Here is an 18498-nt window from a genome sequence, read left to right on the forward strand (position 1 = left end):
AGGCTTTTGTCAAAAATCTGGAAGGGAATATTTCATGACTGTTATAATTGTATCTGCCGTATTTATTATTGCGTTATTTTCACTCAGCCTGATTCTCAGGCGTTTGAAAACACCAAAAGCTTCTTCAGGGACCGGAGAGCAGTCCTCCCCGGCTGCTGAAAAAAAAGACCCCGGTGCTGATTTTAAGGAAATCCTAACTACCTTGATTAAACTGAATATCATGATTCGAACCGACCGTGGTTTTTCCATGGACTTGGTTTCAAAAATTGAATCCATTATTGACGATCTTAAAGTACTTATCCCGGATATGGTCACCCGTTATCCGGGGGAGACACTGACCTATGAACTGAAAAAAATTGGGGGTATCCATCTGTTCAAAACCGTTAAAGAATATCTCGATCTTTCTGAAAACAGCAGGCAGACCCAACGGCAGGCGTTTGAGAAAACCATTGAAAGCCTTCATGACGTTTGCGTAAGATCCAGGCAGATTGTGGACAATAACGAAACCGCAGAATTTAAAACCATGGCCCATTTTCTTGAGGGCAAATTTTCATAAAGGAGAAAACCTATGTCCAGTTTGGCTCAGGAACTTGCCAATGTGGCTGGTCAGGCCAAAGCACCTGTATTAGCAGAAGTTACACAAGCCTCAGGGCAGGGTGCGCTTACCCCTGTCCAGGCCCCCAACCAGCTGGTGCCGGTTCAGCCCGGGCACCTTGCTGTTGAAGATATCAAAGCACTTGAAGAGGCGGCTGACGGTTTTGTGGAGAAAGTCAAAGCCGATCCGTCGGATTGGCAGCTCGGCAACTTTGTTTTTTCCCTGGGCCGGGAAATTATGGAGAGAACCCAGGCCCAGGTCTCCCTTTACGACCGGAAAATGGGCTCGGTATTGAAAAACGTGGCAGCCGAAGACAGCTCACCTGTGGCAAGAAATATCCTTGCCATTAAAACTGAACTGGATAAGGTCAACCCCACCATGGTGGCAAAAACGGAAATGCCCCTGCCCAAAAAAGTGATGGGGCTTTTCACCCGCACCGTAAACCGTCTGCCCAAAGGAGATGAGATCCTGCGTATTATTGCCGAACGAAGGGAGACCGTGAATTCCACCATTGACGGCATCCGGGACCATCTGCGCAACGAGGCGGACCAGGTGGCCTTTGACGCGGCGGAACTGTCCCAGATTTGCGATGCCTTAAAAGAGATCCAGCCGACCCTGCAGGAACAGATTTACCTGGGCCAGTTGATCTGGGAAAAACTCACCGCTCATTTAGATACGGTGGACGATCCCCGGGTCAAAGAGGCGTTGACCACCCTGACCTCGGATCTGGCCATGGCGGTTGTGGACCTGCAGACCATTGACAACTCCAATCTCCAGACCCGGTTCGGCGGTGAAATGATGGTCAGGAATTCACACCTGGTTCAGCGTCTGGTCCAGCGCACGGACATGATCCTGGCCACGGCCGTGAAAAATGCCCTGGCCGTTCGGGTGGCCGCAGAACAGCAGATGGATACCCTGAAACACCTGGATATGGTCCAGCAGGCAGCGGCCGAGACCATGACGGATACGGCAAAGGTCATTGGCGATGCAGCGGTCAAAGGGGCAAAGATGAGCCAGAGTATGACCGTGAACATAGAAGCCCTTGAAGAGGCATGCAACACCTATGATCAGGCATTTGAGGCCTACGCTGCCATTTCAAAGGAGACCATCAGCATCGCTTCCCAAAGTTCCAATGCCCTGGGGGTTATGAACGAACGGTTCAGGGCGAGGACAGATGCATTAACGTCAAGGCGTCAGGAGGGTTAACATGATATCCGTTTCAGAACAAAAATCCTTTGATCAGCGATTTTCCCTGATTCGCACCCTGGCCCCGGACAAGGTATTGTCCCCGGAGGAACAGACCCAGCTGACCATTATGGATGCAGGGGTGGGCGACTGTTTTACCTGTTTTGGCAGCACGTATATTATCCAGGAGATCAATAAATACCAAGAGACCAGTGGAGATTATTCAAAGCTGAAAGACTACTTTGTCACCGAATTGACCTGCTTGTGCCTGGAGACCGGGGCCGTGGGGCATTTTGAATGGGAAATTGATGATGAACTGGAGGTGTGCATTACCCTGAATGAGACCAAGTTCAAACGGCTGACCGATGATGAAGGCCAGCCCATTGATGAAGATGATCTGGACCAGATTGTCGATGATGAAGACAGCATCATCTATGCCGGGAATACCTTTAATTATGACGATGATTGGGCTGCCGTATACCGGCGCAACGGCAAGGAAGAACGGGTTTATATGTATGAATTTATCAATGACCGTTCATCCTTGTTCCTTACCATTGAAGAGTGGCAGGATGGGGACAAAGAGGAATACCATATTTATATTTCCAAACCTGTAAACCCGGCAGAGCTTACTTTGATTGCCAGAGGAGGGGGCGAACCATGAGAGGCCGTACCTCCTGTATTAAAACAGAACAACTATTCCCAAGAGTAGTGTTTGTTTTGTTGGCTTTGGTTTTTCTGACCGGCTGCGGTCAGGGCCTTTCTGATGCAACCAAAACCCAAGCCAAAGCCGTAAAACAGGATTTGAAATCCACCCGGGATTTTATTGAAGCCCAGAAGAAAAAATATGACCGTCTGTCAGCATCCCCGGATTTTTCCGTTCTGGCTGAGTATGCAGCAAAAGAAAAATGGGATATGGCATTTTCCAATGCTGGCGCCACCTTGGCCCGGGCCCGGGAGGTGTATGATAAGGGGTTAAACGTCACCCTCAAACAGAATAAACCCGAAGGCGAAGCCCAGGCCCAGGCCCAGATCAAGCAGGTGAACTCGGTGATCCGGGAAGCAAAGGATCAGGCAAAGGCACCTTTTGAACGTGCAAGCCGGATCAAGGCCGCCATGGCAGATGCTCCGGCCATGGAAAAATCCGCCCTGTCCTCGGCAGATACCATTTTGTCAAAGGTACAAGGCCTGTTACAGGGGCCCGTGGCCAAGGCAAAGGAGCAATTCCCCGGCTCTGAAGCCAAAATTACGGCCCGGTTTGCCCCGTTTCCCAAAATGGCGGATGACACAAATGCCAATGCGGATATTGTAAAAGCCCAGTATCAGGCCCATACCCAGGGAAACGCCGACTATGCCGCCTTTGTTACGGCAGCCGATGCCATTGAACAGGCAAAAAGGACACTTTCCAAGGACGGACCAAAATTTGAAAAGGATCTGGACCAGTTATACCAAAGTTATACCAAAATCCTTGAAGACATGAAGGTGGATTATTATGTCGACATCTATCGTGAATCCTGGGATGAAAGGTCGGACTACTACAACCCCGGAATCTTCGCTTATACCGCTCAGGTTTCCCCGGCTGTTTTCCAGGCGTTAACCGAGTCCGACGCCGAATCCATTGCAGATCTGACCCCGGGGTACAACGGGATGAATCTGCGGGTAACCCGGGGGCTGGAATCGGCATTCAAGTCATTGAATCTCGATCTGGCCGCAGGCTGGCCTGATTCCAGGCACAATGCCGCCACCTTCTATCTGGAAAGCACCAGATTGAAGTATTTTCATAAATATCTGAAAGAAGAGAACGGAGAAACCTCGGAAACCGGCTGGGAACCGGTGAATGCCTCTTTTTATGAACAAAACCTGGACAACCTAGGCATGGCGATTTTGTCCAAGCCCTATGGTGAGTTTGAACCTGATCCCCAGGCAGCTCCCCCCGGCATGGCCTATGTCGGCAATCCAAAGTATGGGGAATGGAAAAAGGATGAAAGCGGCAATAGTTTCTGGTCCTGGTACGGCCGGTATGCTTTTTTCTCCAACCTGTTCTTTTTTCCCTCCCATTACTACTCCTATGGATCATGGAACCGGTGGCGCTCGGATTATAGATACAAAAAGCCCTATTACGGCCAGACCGGCACCGGATACACCTTCGGCTCCCGGGGGACCCGTATGAAAGATTCACCACGGTACCAGAACAGCACTTTTTCAAAAACCGGCGGATTTAAAACCGCTTCTGCCTCGGTAAGGGGTGGCGCTTCGGGGCTTAGGGGCGGTGGCCCCAAGTCAAAAGGCAAATAGTGCTTGAACCAAAAGTCACCCATCTGCGGCGTTGCAGAAAAATTTGCAATCCTCACAACCATGAGGTTGCTCCGGTTACAAATTTTTCTGCGCCTTGCACCTGGGCAACTTTTGATCCAAACACGGATTTCCCTTCAGGCACTAAATAAGGAGGACAAGTTATGAGTTTAAGTTATACGGCAACCTTAATCAGCATGGGTCATGGTTTATGCTATGCCCTGGTGAGTATTTTATTTATTCTTCTGGCTAAAAAGCTGGATGACTGGCGGACCAAGGACTTTGATGACGACCGCCATATTGACGACGGCAATGTGGCCGTGGGGTTAAGACGGGCAGGGCTTTATCTTGGTATTGCCATCGGCATGATCGGTGCACTGTCAGGGGACTCTGCAGGGTTCAGGACCGATATGTTCTATCTTTTGGTAGACGGTATCGTCATCACGATTTGTCTTTTCTTTGCCCGGTTTATCAACGATTTCATCATGATGGGCCGTATGAACAACGACCGGGAATGTATAAGGGTATTCAGCCTTGGTGATGGGCGTACCACCACAGGCAACACCGCCATTGGCATGGTTGAGGCCGGCATGTACATTGCCACAGGCTTTATTCTCAACGGCAGCATGTCCGGCGGCGGGGGCAGTTTTTATCAGTCTCTTGGATCTGCACTGCTCTTTTTTGTTTTGGGTCAGGTGGTGCTCCTGGCCTTTGGTTTGATTTATGAACTGGTCACCCCCTTTCACGTCCGGGATGAAATCAAGCAGAATAATCCGGCTGCGGGTATTGGCCTGGCCGGTATTCTGGTTGCCCTGGGCATAATTTTGAAAAGCAGTCTATCCGGGCCTTTTACCGGATGGGTAAATGATATTGTCGGGTTTTTGGTTTATACGTTGTTCGGTATGATTCTGCTCATTGGATTCAGTGCGCTTGTGGATCGGTTTCTGTTGCCCACCACAAACATTGCAACTGAGATCAAGGAGGATAAAAATGTTGCGGCGATGGTAGTTGTCCAGGCGACCCTTATTGCCGTGGCGCTGATCATTGCCCATGCCATCTGATCCATCGGGGAGCGCCCGGCAATCCGGACGCTCCCGGCTCAACACGGCCTCGGCCCTGCTGTGCCTGTGCATGTTTGCATCCGGGGCCTGCGGTATCATCCTTGAGTACATCCAGGCAAGCCTGGCCTCCATGATTTTGGGCAATGCCTTTGAACAGTGGGCCATGGTCATCGGGCTGATGATGTTCTGGATGGGGTTCGGCAGTCTGATCCAGGCCGGGATTTCCAAGGAGCGCCTGATACATGCCTTTATCGGCATTGAAATAGCCTTGGCCCTTGCAGGGGGGTACTCACCCACCCTGACCTATCTGTCCTACGGCTATACCAGCCACTACAGCCTGGTGCTCTATTTTTTTGTTTCTGTGATCGGCATTCTCATCGGGCTCGAAATTCCGGTGATCATACGGATCAACAACGATTTTTCAAAGGAGTTGTCCACCAACCTGGGCAATATCCTGTCCGCCGACTATATCGGCTCTTTGGCCGGGGCCCTGGTCTATGTGTTCATCCTGCTGCGGTTTTTTCCAATTACGGAAGCGGCTTTTTTAACCTCGGGCATGAATTTTTTTCTTGCCCTGATTACCTTTGTGTATTTCACCCGAAAACAGATCATCCGGCGAAATATCCCATTGCTTGTGATCATGGCGGCCACCTGTGCCGCTGTGATTTTCGGGTATATGAACAACCGCAGGTGGCAGATTTCCAACGAACAGGCCTTGTACGATGATCCCATCGTTTATTCTAAAACCAGCCAGTACCAGCATATTGTGATTACGCATTTCAAGCCCCTGGACGAAATCCGGCTTTTTTTAAACGGAAACCTGCAGTTATGCAGTACGGACGAGGCCCGGTACCATGAGTCCCTGGTTCATCCGGCTATGTCCCTGGCACAGTCCCGTAACCGGGTATTGATTCTGGGCGGCGGGGACGGTTGCGCGTTAAGGGAAGTGTTAAAATATCCGGATGTTGACCAGATTACCCTGGTGGACCTGGACCCGGCCATGACAAAGCTTGCCACCACCCATCCGCTGCTGTCCCGGCTCAATAATCACGCGTTTGACAACGCCCGGGTAACTACCCTGACAGGTCCTGGGATTTCCCCTGGGGATTTTCGCCAAGTTTACCAAGCGTCCTCTGATAGAAAAAGAAAATCAGCCGATTCAGGTTATATGGTCGAAACGCGGCACGTTGCCGAGGTCCGAGTCATGAACCTGGATGCAGACAAGTTTCTGGAACAGGTGAATGGGGTTTGGGATGTCATTATCGTGGACATGCCGGACCCATCCACACCGGAACTGACCAAGCTCTACTCAAAGGAATTTTATCTTAAAGTCAGGCACAGGCTTGCAAAAAACGGCATTGCATCTGTCCAGTCCACCTCCCCCTACCTTGCCAAGGAAAGCTATCTTTGTATTGGCAGGACATTGACCGCTGCCGGATTTTTTATCCTGCCATATCATGAAAATGTGCCGTCCTTCGGGGACTGGGGATGGTTTTTATGCAGCCGTAAAGATTGGAACAAAGACCTTGGTAAACAACAGATTACGGAACTTGAATTTACCGTTCCCACCCGGTTTCTAACCCCCGAGGTGTTCAGGCGAGAGCTTGTATTCGGCAAAGACATGAACCAAAGCCGTCACACCGAAATCAACACCCTCCTTTTCCCGGTGCTGCTATCCTATTACAATCACGAATCCTGGCTTCTGGAATAGTGCTTGGACGTCAAAGTCCACCTGAGGCGTTGCATAAAAATTTGCACTCCTCACAACCGGGAGGTTGCTCCAGTTGCAAATTTTATACGCCTTCATCTGGATAATTTTTTCTCCGAATACGAAGGCTGTTCAGGTAGCCCTTTTAAAACTTGATTTGACCTATCAGATTTTCAATCCAGGTCACCAATAACAAACGTAGCCAACGCCGCTTTAAAATTGGCTTGGAAGTCCATAAATAGTGCTTGTGCTTGGTCAAGTTTATCTCATTTGTTATTCTTAAATAGAAAATCGGCGACAATATATTGTGACTATCCTTAATAAAAGGTGTCAGGCAAAAAAATTTTAACATTTTTTAGTATAACAAGTTAAATTTAATTACCTTGACATACTTATCTTTTCCTGTATGCTTTGTACCTATTGCACTACTTTAAAGTGCTTTAGTTTCTTCCTTAGATATTTTCCCCGAGGAATCAGTGATCATTCTTTAAGATTGAGACGATTTATTTTTATTCTTACTTAGGAGAACGCCTACATGGCAAATGGTATCGTAAAATGGTTTAGCGAGTCAAAAGGTTTTGGATTCATCGAACAAGAAGATGGCGGTAAAGATGTATTTGTCCATCATTCCGGTATTAACGCAGCTGGTTTCAAATCTCTCAATGAAGGTGAACGGGTTTCATTCGACATTGAACAGGGTCCTAAGGGGCCGGCAGCTGCGAATGTGACTGTGATTTAATTCCATTTTATCTCTGTGACATTCTGGCCCCAGAGTAATAATTTACTCTGGGGCTTTTTTTATTTCGATAATCTTGCTTTTTTAGATGAACATGAAAGATTCGAGACGAATGCTGTTAAAAATCTTTTCCATGGCCTGTCTCTAACTGCTGAAAGGCATATTTTTCATTCAAAAAAGCGTCAGTAGCTTCTTCTCTTAAATTTTTTTTTCTTCTTTTTGGTACCTGAATCCCCCTGTTTAATTTTAAGGGGCTTTTTATGAATCACGTTGCCATTCAAAGCCTTAATGGCTTTATCTGCTTCGGAGTTGCTCGGCATTTCCACAAACCCGAATCCCCTTGAACGTCCGTTGAATCTATTTTTTATAATTTTAACGCTATCCACCACGCCAAATGTCTCAAACATTTCCCGAAGCATTGTTTCTGTCATCTGTTCTGTAAAATTGCCGACATAAATATTCATTCAATCGTCCTTTTTTGTTAAGCCAAATTATTTGAAATAGGTTAAAATCCAGCCTTTGAAATGTTTTTCCAAATAATCTATGTTTTCAGGCTTTTTTCGAGATTGCGAGTAACCGAGGCTTTTCATTTTACTGGTAAACTTTGCATGAAATCCGCGACCTGGGTCCACAATCACAACTTCGCAGCATGGCCGGACATGCTGATTTATAAAGGCGGCCAAAAGGTTCACATGCGCATCTTCGTAGAGCAAATCAGAACCGATTATAAGGTCGAATGTACCAAGTTTATCGTGGAAAGGTTCGCCCCATCCGGTTCGAACAAAAGGAATGATTTTGCCGTTATTTAGACCGACATTGTAATCCAGAAAGCCCCTTACGGCAGGATGGTGGTCCGTTGCCGTAATATCTGCAGCACGACGGTTTAACACCAGACTGGCCAAGGCAATACCACAGCCGACCTCCAACACACGTTTGCCTTTGATCTGATAATCCAGCATCAGGTGAGCAAGGACCTCGCCTGAAGGCCAGATTACCCCGAAAAGAGGCCAGGCGGCAGAAGAGATCCCAAGCGTTCCGGCAACGCCGTCAGAGTCATCGAACTGAAGAACGTCCCGGAGCATGCGGATATGAATATCCATATCTCCGATTTCCAAGGTTGTATACCGAACCCGGGCAGCATGAGGCATAAGATATTTTATCCTTCTGGATTGGCTTCGATTTCAGGCTCATCTTCTGTTTCGTTCTTTTTTTCCATGCGGCGCTGCTGTTTTTCTTCTTTTTTCTTTTTTTTCAGCAGTTCTTTTTGGCGTTTTTCGAACTTATATTTCTTTTTGATTGCCATAGGCCCGCCTTTCTGAGGTTATTCCTGTTGGGAGTGTCCCAGCATAACTTGGATTGATTTTTCATTTTTTGACCCAGATTTCTCTCGATCATAGCGATCATTTTATCATCTGAAGGGCCGACAAATGTATAGGCTTGCCCGAACTGATCAGCTCTGCCCGTTCTTCCGGTTCGGTGAATATAGGTTTCAACCGTATCAGGCAGATCATAATTGATTACATGGGAAACGCCTGAAACGTCAATTCCTCTGGCCGCGATATCTGTTGCCACAAGTATTTTAAAAGACCCGTCGCGAAATCCGTCCATAGCCTTTTTCCGTTGATTCTGAGAAAGGTTCCCCTGAAGCGATGCCGCGCTATATCCTGATTTTTTCAATTGGCATGCAAGGCTCTTTGCCTTGTGTTTGGTCCGGGTAAAAACAAGGGTACTGGTCATCTCCGTTCCTGAAAATAGTTTTTTCAGCAGAGTGGTCCGTTCTTCTTTCTGGACGGCTATCCAGCTATGTCGAATGCTTGGGGACGGCTGCTTATGATTAATTTGAATTTTAACCGGCTGATGCAGCATTGTCTGTACCAGATGCTCTATCTGCCTGGGCATTGTGGCGGAAAAGACAAGAGACTGTCTGTTTTCAGGCAGATATCGGATAATTCGCCGGATATCCGGCATAAAACCCATGTCGAGCATCCGGTCCGCCTCATCAAGAACCAGGGTTTTCACGTTTTTAAGCGTTAACGCCTTTTCATTGAGCAAATCCATCAGGCGCCCCGGGCAGGCGACAACAATGTCCACACCACTCCTAAGTGTTTTAATCTGTGGTGTTTTTTTGACACCTCCGTAGACAGCTAAACTTTTAATGGTGGTATAAGCGGCTAGTTTTTTAATGTTTTCATAGATCTGTTCAGCCAGTTCCCGGGTTGGAACCATAATCAATGCTTGTGGCTGAGCTGATATTTTTTCAACCCGCAGGTTATGCAGGTGTTGAAGAATGGGCAGCACAAAGGCTGCTGTCTTGCCGGTTCCTGTCTGGGCCAAACCAAGAACGTCTTGGCCTTCAATAATCATCGGAATTGTTTTTTCCTGGATGGGGGTGGCATCGGTATAACCGGCACTGCGGATACCTGCGTGAATATGGGGGTGAAAATTAAATTGGGTAAAACGCACTCTTAATTAATCTCCTTAACGTGGATTGATAGACAGGATCTGTCAAACATGTCCCAAATATTGTCCACTTCGATTATGTATTCTGTGAAATGTGAAAAAAGATAAGTTACGGCTTAAAAATAAATAACTTAGAGAAGAAATTAAAAGACGTTTCCAACAAAATCTTCATACTGTTTTCACGGTCAAGTTTTACTAAAACTTCAACGGTAACTTACGATGTTTGTCAGACAACGCGGTCAGCGAGGACTACTTGGCAGAAACGCTTCTGCCAGGGAATGTGTATTCACATTCAAAAGTAGTGTATGATACACTAACATACAGAAAATGCAAGCGGATTGATTGTTTTCTTGACATTCGCCTTTTTTTCTATATGATACATAGCCATTGCACTATTTCAAGTGTTTAAGTTTCCTGCCTCAAGGTGTATATCCCAAAGTTATCTGTGATTGCTCCCCAAAGTTAGAAGCGATTTATACTTAATTTTTATTTAGGAGAATGCCGACATGGCAACTGGAATCGTAAAATGGTTTAACGACTCAAAAGGATTTGGATTTATCGAACAAGATGACGGTGGGAAAGATGTTTTTGTACATCATTCAGCTATCAACTCAAGTGGCTTTAAGTCCCTCAAAGAAGGGGAGCGCGTCTCCTTTGATATTGAGCAGGGTCAAAAAGGCCCTGCTGCTGCTAATGTAACCGTGATCTAAAAATCCAATTCTACTTAAGAATACAATAAAGCCTCTGGAGATGTTCTTCCTGGGGCTTTTCAACTTTCACTATGGGTTGGGTTGAACCAGGTTGAACGGCCACGTCAGCTCATGGCTGTTATACAAACCAGCTCATCGCACATTGCATTTTTCTGGTAGCTTCCTGTCAGGTATACCTTATCAGCCGGTCTGGCATATCTGATGTAAAAATGAAAGTCCTGAAGCCTGGAATAAAACTGGGAAAACACCGATTTATCGGTTTCCAGATTGACCCGGCATTGATTTAGCAGTTGAAAAACACCTGCGGCATGATGAACCATGAGATAAAAGCAGGCAGCGGACAGGTATTTGCAGTTTATCTGTTGGTACAGTTCCGGATAAAACCTGGAAACATAGAGACTGCCTGAAAAAACTTCATGGGAAACAATCAGTGTTTTTGAAATCTGTTTCCCTGTCTGCCTGTCACAAAGAAAATATTCCATACAGGTGTCATCCCTGGAAAAGGTGAGTAAATAACGATTGTTTAATTTGGGAATCTGCTGATTTAAAAAATTACTTTTTCCGATTTTTGCTGTGATCATTTTGAACGTCCTGTTACCCTTGTCTGGGAATTCGGGACAGACAGGAATCCCCCTTGAAGCCAAATTGCGCATACCACTCACGTAACACATTGAAATCCCTATATGAAAATTTGTCGTCAGGGTCAAACTCGGGGTTCACACTAAGCCGGACATTAAAACAATCAGCTTTACGGCACAACTCCAAAAGCATCAATGTTCCGTTGCCACTTTTGAGGACAAAGGCCTTTAGATATTGGATATGCACGGTTTTGTTTTGGGAAGCAACTTCATTCAAGGCGATGGCGCCAATGGGTTTTCCATAAACATCTTGAAACACAAACGAATGGCTTTGTGAATGTTTTTCAGCATATTCATGCCCCGCAAGGCGGCTTATGTACTTACCATAAAAATAATCGATGTATTCCTGTTCCCGGGTTACAACAAATAACGCCTGTTCAGCTTTATCCGAATGTGCGCCTAAAAACAGATAATTATCAGGTGATTTCACCTGCGACGATGCAAGCTCTAACGGGTTATTCACATTTAAAATATCTTGCCCGGAAAGCCACAACGGCAGGGGATTCGTTGTTTTTAGGCAGTTGAAAATCGCCTGTGTCATTTCAAAGGGAACTGTTTCCAGTTTCAGCTGCTTGCCAAAATCAGCAAAAAGCGACCTGGATGATTCAAATACAAGATTTCTGGCAGATGAGGCTTCAATTTCATCATCAAATTTTCCAGAGTTAAAAATCTTTTTGCAAAGAGATGAATCCATGCTGTTCCATGCACGGCAAATAAAAGGGCGGACCTGATAAATGCTACACATCCCGTTTTCTAAAAAAATACAGGGCAGTTCATTCTTTATTGAAAAAAGGCTGCCAAGTGATTTTTCCCGAGTCAGTTGAAGTCTCTGTTCAATTCTGTCCATGAGCAGTAGAATTTGCTTTCTGGTAAAACATTCACTAAGAAAGGACAGGATAAGCAAGGCTTCAATGGGCAGCACATGTATTTGGGAATGACAGCAGTAGCTGCAGCCTGGTCCGCATGCCACAACAGGGCTTTGATTAGAACTTTCAAGGGCGTCAACAATATCATGGGAATATGACATGACGTCCTTTAAAACAGGAAGAACCGCGTTGTCGATAAAGCTGTTGTAAATTTTTTCCCGGAACTGGTCTTCCAGAATATCTTTAAATGCATTCTGGCATGAATCGCCTACGATTGCTGTCATATAGCCTCTCCAATGTAAGACAGAGAGGATTCTGTAGCTAACCAAAAGGCTATCTGAGCTTACTCAATAATAATGATAAAAATTGACGGCAGACTATAGAAAATTACAGCCTGCGTCAATAAGCCATTTTCATATCCATAGGCGACGCTTATTGCATGGATACGATTTCAATGATATGAATTTCACTGTTGAATTTTTTATATTCTACGGATTACCTCAGTGTCTCTGATTTGCCGAGCCCAGCATATAGCATATAGCCTTACAGTGGATACTTTACCCTTTACAATTCCCCGACTCGAGCCTGAAAAAAAGGAATTAACAATTGAAAAAACAACAAAGGGATATTTTTTTAATCTCTTTCTTCAAGGAAAAAGAAAACTATAAAATACTTGCTGAGTACCTTGTGCGATTCATAAGTGATGATCCTTCTGCTCCCAAAGAAAGCATTCATACGATACTCTACCGAATCAAAAACGAATCAAGACTAATTGAAAAAATCGACCAAGAGAATAGCAATTCTGGATCTGGCATAGAGCTTATCACACAAAATAATTTTCACGAAAGGATTGGGGACATAATTGGTATCCGTATTATTTGTCTACGCCTTTCAGACATTGTAAAAGTCGAAGAATATCTTGAATTTTTAGTTGAGGAGAACATACTAAAATTCATACAGAAACCCGATTATAAAAGATCATTTGTTTTGCCGATAAGCCTTGGCAAAACAGCCCCACAAAATATCAATCTCCAATATAGTGGATATTCTTCAATTCACTACCAGGTAAAATTGGGTGAGAATTCCGACGTAAGTAAAACACTCAAAAACATTCAGATTGAACTGCAGCTACGTACAATTCTTGAGGAGGCGTGGGGGGAAATTGACCATAAATATAGATATAGCTATAGCCGAATTGGGGAGATGTTTCCTGAACACATACATTCAGGTTTCTATAGTCTAAGCGCCTATCTTCAGGCAGCCGCAATGCAGGCAGAACAATTATGTCGAGAAGTAGAGGCTCATCGGTTAACAAGGACACCAAAGTCTAAACGCAATAAAACGATATCGATTCCCCCTGAATATGAGAGCAAAGTACAGAGTAACAGTTTTGTTGATCCATTAAAGGAATCCTCCGCACTTAAATCGGTATTAGAAGAGACATTTGGGTTTAAACCGACAGCAAGAACGCTTACGTATATTATAAAGCGGCTCAATAAATTAGGGTTCTCTCAGCGCTCTAAGAGTTTTTTTCAGAAAATATTTAAAAAGCGCAGGCTGAATGAATTTAAAGCCATTTATCAGGATATTATAGAACGAGATCCATTCACGGACAATAATCATAGAAATATTGATATAATCAATGCTGTAAATTTTGCACTTTTCGATGAAATCGAAGGCACAATGGTCGCAAAGGAGGGATTGAGGTCTACTCTAAAATGGAGAAAAGATCGTTGGTCAATATGAAAAATTATAAAGTTCTCTCTGAACAGCACTACCCATTCAGAGTTATTCATTAAGGAGTATTATGTGGTTAAACGCATCCTGTCTAATTGAATTTCAAATGTCGGTTTCAACCCCATTTCTGCTGATGCTTCGTCCTCGAAGTGGATGGCAGCAGTGGATTGCACGTGAAGAATATGTCTTGTCACCTATCGTACCTGCGGTAGAGTTCACTGATATGTTCGGAAACCTATGTCAAAGATTAGTTGCACCATCTGGTTATTTTTCAATTAGAACGTCCGTTGATATCGAAACCGCTGAGACATCCGACACCGCACCTGGCGCACCGTTTATCGAGGTGCAACAGTTACCGGATGAAGTTTTGCCTTTTCTGTACCCAAGCCGGTATTGTGAATCGGATCGTTTTACGGAAATGGCCGCATTGGTTACAGCAGGACAATTTTCAGGATACGATCAATGCGATGCCATTGTTAATTATATTCGTGATTCGATACGGTATACACCAGGTATTGGGCAACAGATAATAAGTGCCTCTGAAGTAAACCAACTTGGACACGGAGTCTGTCGGGATCTGGCCCATTTGGGAATTGCCTGTTGCCGAGCACTGTCGATACCAGCCCGTATGGTAGTCGGTTACCTTGAATCGCTTGAACCAATGGATCTACATGCTTGGTTTGAGGCATATGTTGGAAATCGGTGGTACGCATTCGATCCGACACGACCCGATCTGAAAGGCGGTCGTATTGCAATCGCTTTTGGTAGAGATGCGGCTGATGTTGCAATCTACACCCAATTCGGAGATCCCGTGGAATTATTAGATCTGAAGGTCCAGGTCCAACGAATATCCGGCCCAACAGATCAAAGCAAAAACTTATTAAATTTTAAGGAAAATAGAACCCCACAATCTATCAGTAGTCGCGCAGTTCTTTTTAAAAACAGCATTGAATAACAGACGTATTGTGGGGCGAAAGCCGTTTCTAATTAAGTTCTCATGACATGAGGATGAGCAGGGCGTGTGTCTGGGGTTCTCACACCTGAAAAACGGCTCCCGGCTTGACAGCAGTCCTCAAACATCTGTTTTTAATCTGACGGATTTTATTTTACATGTCAGCCCCCCCCCCCTAAAAACTAAAAAAAAAATCATAGAAATAAAAGTTCTCTTTTTAATGAAGTTTCAGTATGTTAGGGCTGTTTTTAATTGGAGGGGATTGTGGAAAAATTAGTGTTTGGGCTGCATGTCAATAGCAATATCAATATTGAAATTATAAATAAATCTTTACTTTTTGAACTGGTTAGGGAGGAGCCGACCGAACTTTTTTATATGACTGAGGCAGGCGGTTATATCTTTATTGCCAACTACGGAAGTGTGGTTTTTGTCGATGTTGATCAGGGGAAACAAACCCTTATCCTGCAGTCCATCCACGATCTTTTGGGGATTGAATCTACATTGGACTTTGAAAGTGAAACATACACCATTGAAATCGACAGTAAGAAACAGCGCAGGGTCCTTTTCAATAAAATCATTCTAACTTCATACGAGGTAGATGAGATCTACACGATCATGTTCTCCATCGCCCAGTCAATCGCCATAGGCTATTACAGTTCACAGTCTGAACATCTTCTGGAGGAGACAAGGGTTTACACCACCCAGCTGGAGACAAAAGGGAAAGTCGATCTGAAAGGCAGACAGCTGATCCAGTATATCGGAAAAGCTTTAAATTTAAAAAATCAAATTGCCCGCAACCTCTATATCTTTGATACCCCGCAGCTCATGTGGGACGAGCAAAGCCTTGACCAACTGCATACCGCCCTGACCCGTGAACTTGATATAACGCTGCGCTACCGTTATATTCAGGAGAATTTGGGCATTGTCCAGGAGAATTTGGAGTTGTTTAAAGACCTTTCGCAGCACAGCCATAGTGCCCAGCTGGAGTGGATTATTATCATCCTGATCCTCATTGAGGTGGTTGATCTGTTTGTAACAAAACTAATCCACTGATCCCTGCCGCCTGGGTGCCCAATTATACCGTTTGACTCACATACTCATATCCACTATCTTTTTATTTTCATGGAAGCTTTTTGCCCAAATTTAAACCGCTTGATTCATGCAGGTGTGCTATGAAAACAAAACCCGGCCCGGATCAGGCCGGATATGATATTGTGACTCAAACAGACCGGATACCGGCGGATATGATGTGGCTGTCTGAATTTTTCCTGCTGTGCCGCCGGGCCATGCTTCATGCGACTGATGCTTCCGGGCTTCTATGTGACATCGTAGGTGCGGTGGAACGGCAGACGCCCTATTTTACCGCTTGTTTCAAAACCGATTTCCATTCCGAATCCGATTTTGGTGTCTGTCATACCGGTGAAGATGATTTATCTCTTTTGTCCAGGACAAGTGTAAACCAAAACAGCGTAAACCATAAAGTGGTTACTGATACGGAGCTTCCCAAATCCGTACAAAAACGACTGGGTTTGAAAAGCGGTTCCCTGGTCACGGCCTTTTACTTCCCCATAAATGATCCTTGTGAAAAAGGGGGCAGGTGTCTGGTTTTTTATTCTCCCCGCGGATATGTACCCGGCTCCCTGGAGATTGGGGTTTTAGAAGAGCTTTCGGCAGATTTTGGCAAAACCCTGCGCCGGCTGCACAGGGACAAGGAGATGGATGAACGAATTTTAGAACTGACCCGCCAAAAGGAGATGTACCACAGCGTTTTTGAAAATACCGGAACCGGAACCATCATCATTGATCCGGATATGCTGATCCTTTATGTGAATGCCAAATTCATGGACCTGGTCGGGCTTGAGCGTGACGAAATCGAGAACCGGATGAGATGGTCCCAGTTTGTGGTGCCCGGTGATAATGAAATGATGCAAAATTACCATTACGGCCGGCGAAAGGGTATTGCCGGCATTCCCACTGAGTACGAGTGCCGGATTTTTGCCAAGTCCGGGGACATCCGGTATATCGATATGAAGGTGGGCATGATTCCCGGGACCGGCAAAAGCATTGCGTCATTTATGGACATCACAAAAAGAAAACTTGCCCAGAACCGCCTGCGGCAAAGCGAGGCCCGGCTCAGTGATATCATTCGTACTTTCGAGGGATTGATCTATACGACATCTAAAGATTACCGGGTTGAGTTCATGAATGACGCGTTACAGGAAAAGGCGGGTCGAAGCGGGGTGGGAGAAAAATGTTACCGGGTGGTGCATGGCCTGGACTCCCCCTGTCCCGGGTGCCGGCTTGGGTTGGTTCTTTCGGGAGAGACCCGCAGGTGGGAATTGAAAAGCCCCCGGGATGGCCGATGGTATTGGTCCATCCAGTCTCCGGTCTACGACAACCGGGGGCGGATTGTCAAAGCCCAGACCATTCACATGGACATCACCGACAGGAAGCGCCGGGAGGAGCAGATCAGCGAAGATGCGGATCTGCTCAGAAATGAAAACATCGTCCTCCGCTCCGCCATGAAGGAACGGTACCGGTTCGAAAACATCGTGGGTAAAAGCCAATCTATGCAGAAGGTGTATGAACTGGTGGTGCGGGCAGCGGCAAGCAACGCCCATGTGATTATCTATGGCGAATCAGGCACCGGAAAAGAGCTGGTGGCCCGGGCGATTCACAATTTGAGCAACCGATGTAAAAAAAGATTTGTGCCCGTCAACTGTGGGGCAATCAGTGAACATATTATAGAAAGTGAGTTTTTCGGTTACCGCAAGGGGGCGTTCACCGGCGCTGAAAAGGACAAGGAAGGGTTCCTCGGCACGGCTGACGGCGGAACTTTGTTTCTGGATGAAATCGGGGATATCGGCCCTAACCTTCAGGTCAAGCTCCTTCGGGCCATTGAAGGCGGGGGGTACACCCCTGTGGGCGGCAATCAGGTGATTAAACCTGACCTGAGGATCGTGGCTGCCACCAACAAGGACCTTAAACGCTTGGTGGAAAAAGGATTGATGCGGGAGGATTTCTTTTACCGGGTGCATATTATTCCCATTCGGCTGCCGGCCTTGCGGGACCGCAAGGAAGATATTCCATTGCTGGTGGACTATTTTTTATCCGCATTTGGAGATGAGGGGAATATGCTCCCCGTGGGGGGCAAAATAATGGAGGATTTTCTTCGGCACGACTGGCCTGGAAATGTCCGGGAACTTCAGAATGTTCTTCACCGTTACATGACCCTGGGGAAAATTGATTTTACCGGTAACTCGTCTGAGTGCAAGGCAGACAGCACCAAACAGGTTCGTTTTGTCCGGGAATCCCCCGATCCCTGCGGACCCTTGAATGAGATTGTGGAGGCGTTTGAAAAGGGGATCATTCTGAAGGCCCTGGAGGAAAACCGGTGGCAAAAGGCCAGGACGGCTGTTGCGCTTGGAATTCACAGAAAAACCCTGTTTACCAAAATGAAAAAGCTTGGAATCGAATAACCTCGAATTGTGGCGATATCGCCACAATTTTTATAATATCTTGAAATTTTTATGAAATAATTTAATTTGTATTGTGTTGTCT

At 45.8% G+C, this 18498-nt stretch carries 18 protein-coding genes; 12 read left to right on the top strand and 6 right to left on the bottom strand.

Annotated features, from left to right (window positions below; genetic code table 11):
- Positions 1–34 precede the first annotated feature (34 nt).
- The 7 genes from B147_RS0100425 (at position 35) to B147_RS0100460 (ending at position 7577) form a co-directional block, all read left to right on the top strand.
- Positions 35–556: a hypothetical protein gene (locus B147_RS0100425; protein WP_020585285.1), complete on the top strand. Its 522-nt coding sequence runs from the start codon at positions 35–37 to the stop codon at positions 554–556.
- 12 nt (positions 557–568) lie between these two features.
- Complete coding sequence (locus B147_RS0100430; protein WP_020585286.1) at positions 569–1801, top strand: toxic anion resistance protein; 1233 nt, start codon at positions 569–571, stop codon at positions 1799–1801.
- A 1-nt stretch (position 1802) separates the two neighbouring features.
- Entirely contained in the window at positions 1803–2441 is a 639-nt protein-coding gene (locus tag B147_RS0100435; RefSeq protein WP_020585287.1) for a DUF4178 domain-containing protein, read from the top strand.
- On the top strand, positions 2438–4072 hold the full coding sequence (locus B147_RS0100440; RefSeq protein WP_020585288.1) for a hypothetical protein: 1635 nt from the start codon (positions 2438–2440) through the stop codon (positions 4070–4072). Before B147_RS0100435 ends, B147_RS0100440 begins: the two co-directional genes overlap by 4 nt.
- 161 nt (positions 4073–4233) lie before the next feature.
- Positions 4234–5130: a DUF350 domain-containing protein gene (locus B147_RS0100450; protein WP_020585290.1), complete on the top strand. Its 897-nt coding sequence runs from the start codon at positions 4234–4236 to the stop codon at positions 5128–5130.
- Positions 5120–6841 (top strand): polyamine aminopropyltransferase, encoded by a 1722-nt coding sequence (locus B147_RS0100455; RefSeq protein ID WP_020585291.1) that lies wholly within the window; start codon positions 5120–5122, stop codon positions 6839–6841. Before B147_RS0100450 ends, B147_RS0100455 begins: the two co-directional genes overlap by 11 nt.
- A gap of 532 nt (positions 6842–7373) precedes the next feature.
- Positions 7374–7577 (top strand): cold-shock protein, encoded by a 204-nt coding sequence (locus B147_RS0100460; RefSeq protein WP_020585292.1) that lies wholly within the window; start codon positions 7374–7376, stop codon positions 7575–7577.
- A gap of 179 nt (positions 7578–7756) precedes the next feature.
- Here the strand turns inward: B147_RS0100460 and B147_RS0100465 are convergent, their stop codons facing one another.
- Genes B147_RS0100465 through B147_RS0100480 form a run of 4 tightly spaced genes read right to left on the bottom strand, consistent with a single transcriptional unit; the run spans position 7757 to position 10037 of the window.
- Positions 7757–8038 carry an RNA recognition motif domain-containing protein gene (locus tag B147_RS0100465; protein ID WP_020585293.1) on the bottom strand — a complete coding sequence of 94 codons (282 nt, stop codon included), beginning with the start codon at positions 8036–8038 and terminating at the stop codon, positions 7757–7759.
- 27 nt (positions 8039–8065) lie between these two features.
- Positions 8066–8722 carry a class I SAM-dependent methyltransferase gene (locus tag B147_RS0100470; RefSeq protein ID WP_020585294.1) on the bottom strand — a complete coding sequence of 219 codons (657 nt, stop codon included), beginning with the start codon at positions 8720–8722 and terminating at the stop codon, positions 8066–8068.
- Between the two features lie 8 nt (positions 8723–8730).
- On the bottom strand, positions 8731–8877 hold the full coding sequence (locus B147_RS32065; protein ID WP_020585295.1) for a hypothetical protein: 147 nt from the start codon (positions 8875–8877) through the stop codon (positions 8731–8733).
- On the bottom strand, positions 8826–10037 hold the full coding sequence (locus B147_RS0100480) for a DEAD/DEAH box helicase (protein ID WP_020585296.1): 1212 nt from the start codon (positions 10035–10037) through the stop codon (positions 8826–8828). The genes B147_RS32065 and B147_RS0100480 overlap by 52 nt, the downstream gene beginning before the upstream one ends.
- A 503-nt stretch (positions 10038–10540) precedes the next feature.
- Between B147_RS0100480 and B147_RS0100485 the strand changes: the two genes are divergently transcribed.
- Entirely contained in the window at positions 10541–10744 is a 204-nt protein-coding gene (locus B147_RS0100485; protein ID WP_020585297.1) for a cold-shock protein, read from the top strand.
- A gap of 104 nt (positions 10745–10848) precedes the next feature.
- Here the strand turns inward: B147_RS0100485 and B147_RS0100490 are convergent, their stop codons facing one another.
- Positions 10849–11325 (bottom strand): hypothetical protein, encoded by a 477-nt coding sequence (locus B147_RS0100490; protein ID WP_020585298.1) that lies wholly within the window; start codon positions 11323–11325, stop codon positions 10849–10851.
- Positions 11326–11338: 13 nt separating this feature from the next.
- The gene (locus B147_RS0100495) at positions 11339–12532 is read right to left on the bottom strand and encodes a YkgJ family cysteine cluster protein (RefSeq protein ID WP_020585299.1); all 1194 of its coding nucleotides are present in this window, start codon (positions 12530–12532) and stop codon (positions 11339–11341) included.
- 322 nt (positions 12533–12854) lie between these two features.
- Here B147_RS0100495 and B147_RS0100500 point away from each other — a divergent pair, with 322 nt between their 5' ends.
- The 4 genes from B147_RS0100500 (at position 12855) to B147_RS0100520 (ending at position 18416) form a co-directional block, all read left to right on the top strand.
- On the top strand, positions 12855–13994 hold the full coding sequence (locus B147_RS0100500; protein ID WP_020585300.1) for a hypothetical protein: 1140 nt from the start codon (positions 12855–12857) through the stop codon (positions 13992–13994).
- A 61-nt stretch (positions 13995–14055) separates the two neighbouring features.
- On the top strand, positions 14056–14940 hold the full coding sequence (locus tag B147_RS0100505; RefSeq protein ID WP_020585301.1) for a transglutaminase domain-containing protein: 885 nt from the start codon (positions 14056–14058) through the stop codon (positions 14938–14940).
- Between the two features lie 261 nt (positions 14941–15201).
- Positions 15202–15990, top strand: a complete 789-nt coding sequence (locus B147_RS0100515) for an RMD1 family protein (RefSeq protein WP_020585303.1) — start codon at positions 15202–15204, stop codon at positions 15988–15990.
- A 119-nt stretch (positions 15991–16109) separates the two neighbouring features.
- The gene (locus tag B147_RS0100520) at positions 16110–18416 is read left to right on the top strand and encodes a sigma-54-dependent Fis family transcriptional regulator (RefSeq protein ID WP_020585304.1); all 2307 of its coding nucleotides are present in this window, start codon (positions 16110–16112) and stop codon (positions 18414–18416) included.
- Positions 18417–18498 lie beyond the last annotated feature (82 nt).

The sequence above is a fragment of the Desulfobacter curvatus DSM 3379 genome (genome assembly GCF_000373985.1).
Taxonomy (GTDB): domain Bacteria; phylum Desulfobacterota; class Desulfobacteria; order Desulfobacterales; family Desulfobacteraceae; genus Desulfobacter; species Desulfobacter curvatus.

Excerpts from the sequence above, each read along its gene's own strand:
- B147_RS0100485 (WP_020585297.1), top strand. The coding sequence starts at position 10,541 with ATGGCAACTGGAATCGTAAAATGGTTTAACGACTCAAAAGGATTTGGA.
- B147_RS0100435 (WP_020585287.1), top strand. The coding sequence starts at position 1,803 with ATGATATCCGTTTCAGAACAAAAATCCTTTGATCAGCGATTTTCCCTG.
- B147_RS0100425 (WP_020585285.1), top strand. The coding sequence starts at position 35 with ATGACTGTTATAATTGTATCTGCCGTATTTATTATTGCGTTATTTTCA.
- B147_RS0100490 (WP_020585298.1), bottom strand. The coding sequence starts at position 11,325 with ATGATCACAGCAAAAATCGGAAAAAGTAATTTTTTAAATCAGCAGATT.
- B147_RS0100455 (WP_020585291.1), top strand. The coding sequence starts at position 5,120 with ATGCCATCTGATCCATCGGGGAGCGCCCGGCAATCCGGACGCTCCCGG.
- B147_RS0100520 (WP_020585304.1), top strand. The coding sequence starts at position 16,110 with ATGAAAACAAAACCCGGCCCGGATCAGGCCGGATATGATATTGTGACT.
- B147_RS0100430 (WP_020585286.1), top strand. The coding sequence starts at position 569 with ATGTCCAGTTTGGCTCAGGAACTTGCCAATGTGGCTGGTCAGGCCAAA.
- B147_RS32065 (WP_020585295.1), bottom strand. The coding sequence starts at position 8,877 with ATGGCAATCAAAAAGAAATATAAGTTCGAAAAACGCCAAAAAGAACTG.
- B147_RS0100470 (WP_020585294.1), bottom strand. The coding sequence starts at position 8,722 with ATGCCTCATGCTGCCCGGGTTCGGTATACAACCTTGGAAATCGGAGAT.
- B147_RS0100460 (WP_020585292.1), top strand. The coding sequence starts at position 7,374 with ATGGCAAATGGTATCGTAAAATGGTTTAGCGAGTCAAAAGGTTTTGGA.
- B147_RS0100440 (WP_020585288.1), top strand. The coding sequence starts at position 2,438 with ATGAGAGGCCGTACCTCCTGTATTAAAACAGAACAACTATTCCCAAGA.
- B147_RS0100505 (WP_020585301.1), top strand. The coding sequence starts at position 14,056 with ATGTGGTTAAACGCATCCTGTCTAATTGAATTTCAAATGTCGGTTTCA.
- B147_RS0100465 (WP_020585293.1), bottom strand. The coding sequence starts at position 8,038 with ATGAATATTTATGTCGGCAATTTTACAGAACAGATGACAGAAACAATG.
- B147_RS0100450 (WP_020585290.1), top strand. The coding sequence starts at position 4,234 with ATGAGTTTAAGTTATACGGCAACCTTAATCAGCATGGGTCATGGTTTA.
- B147_RS0100495 (WP_020585299.1), bottom strand. The coding sequence starts at position 12,532 with ATGACAGCAATCGTAGGCGATTCATGCCAGAATGCATTTAAAGATATT.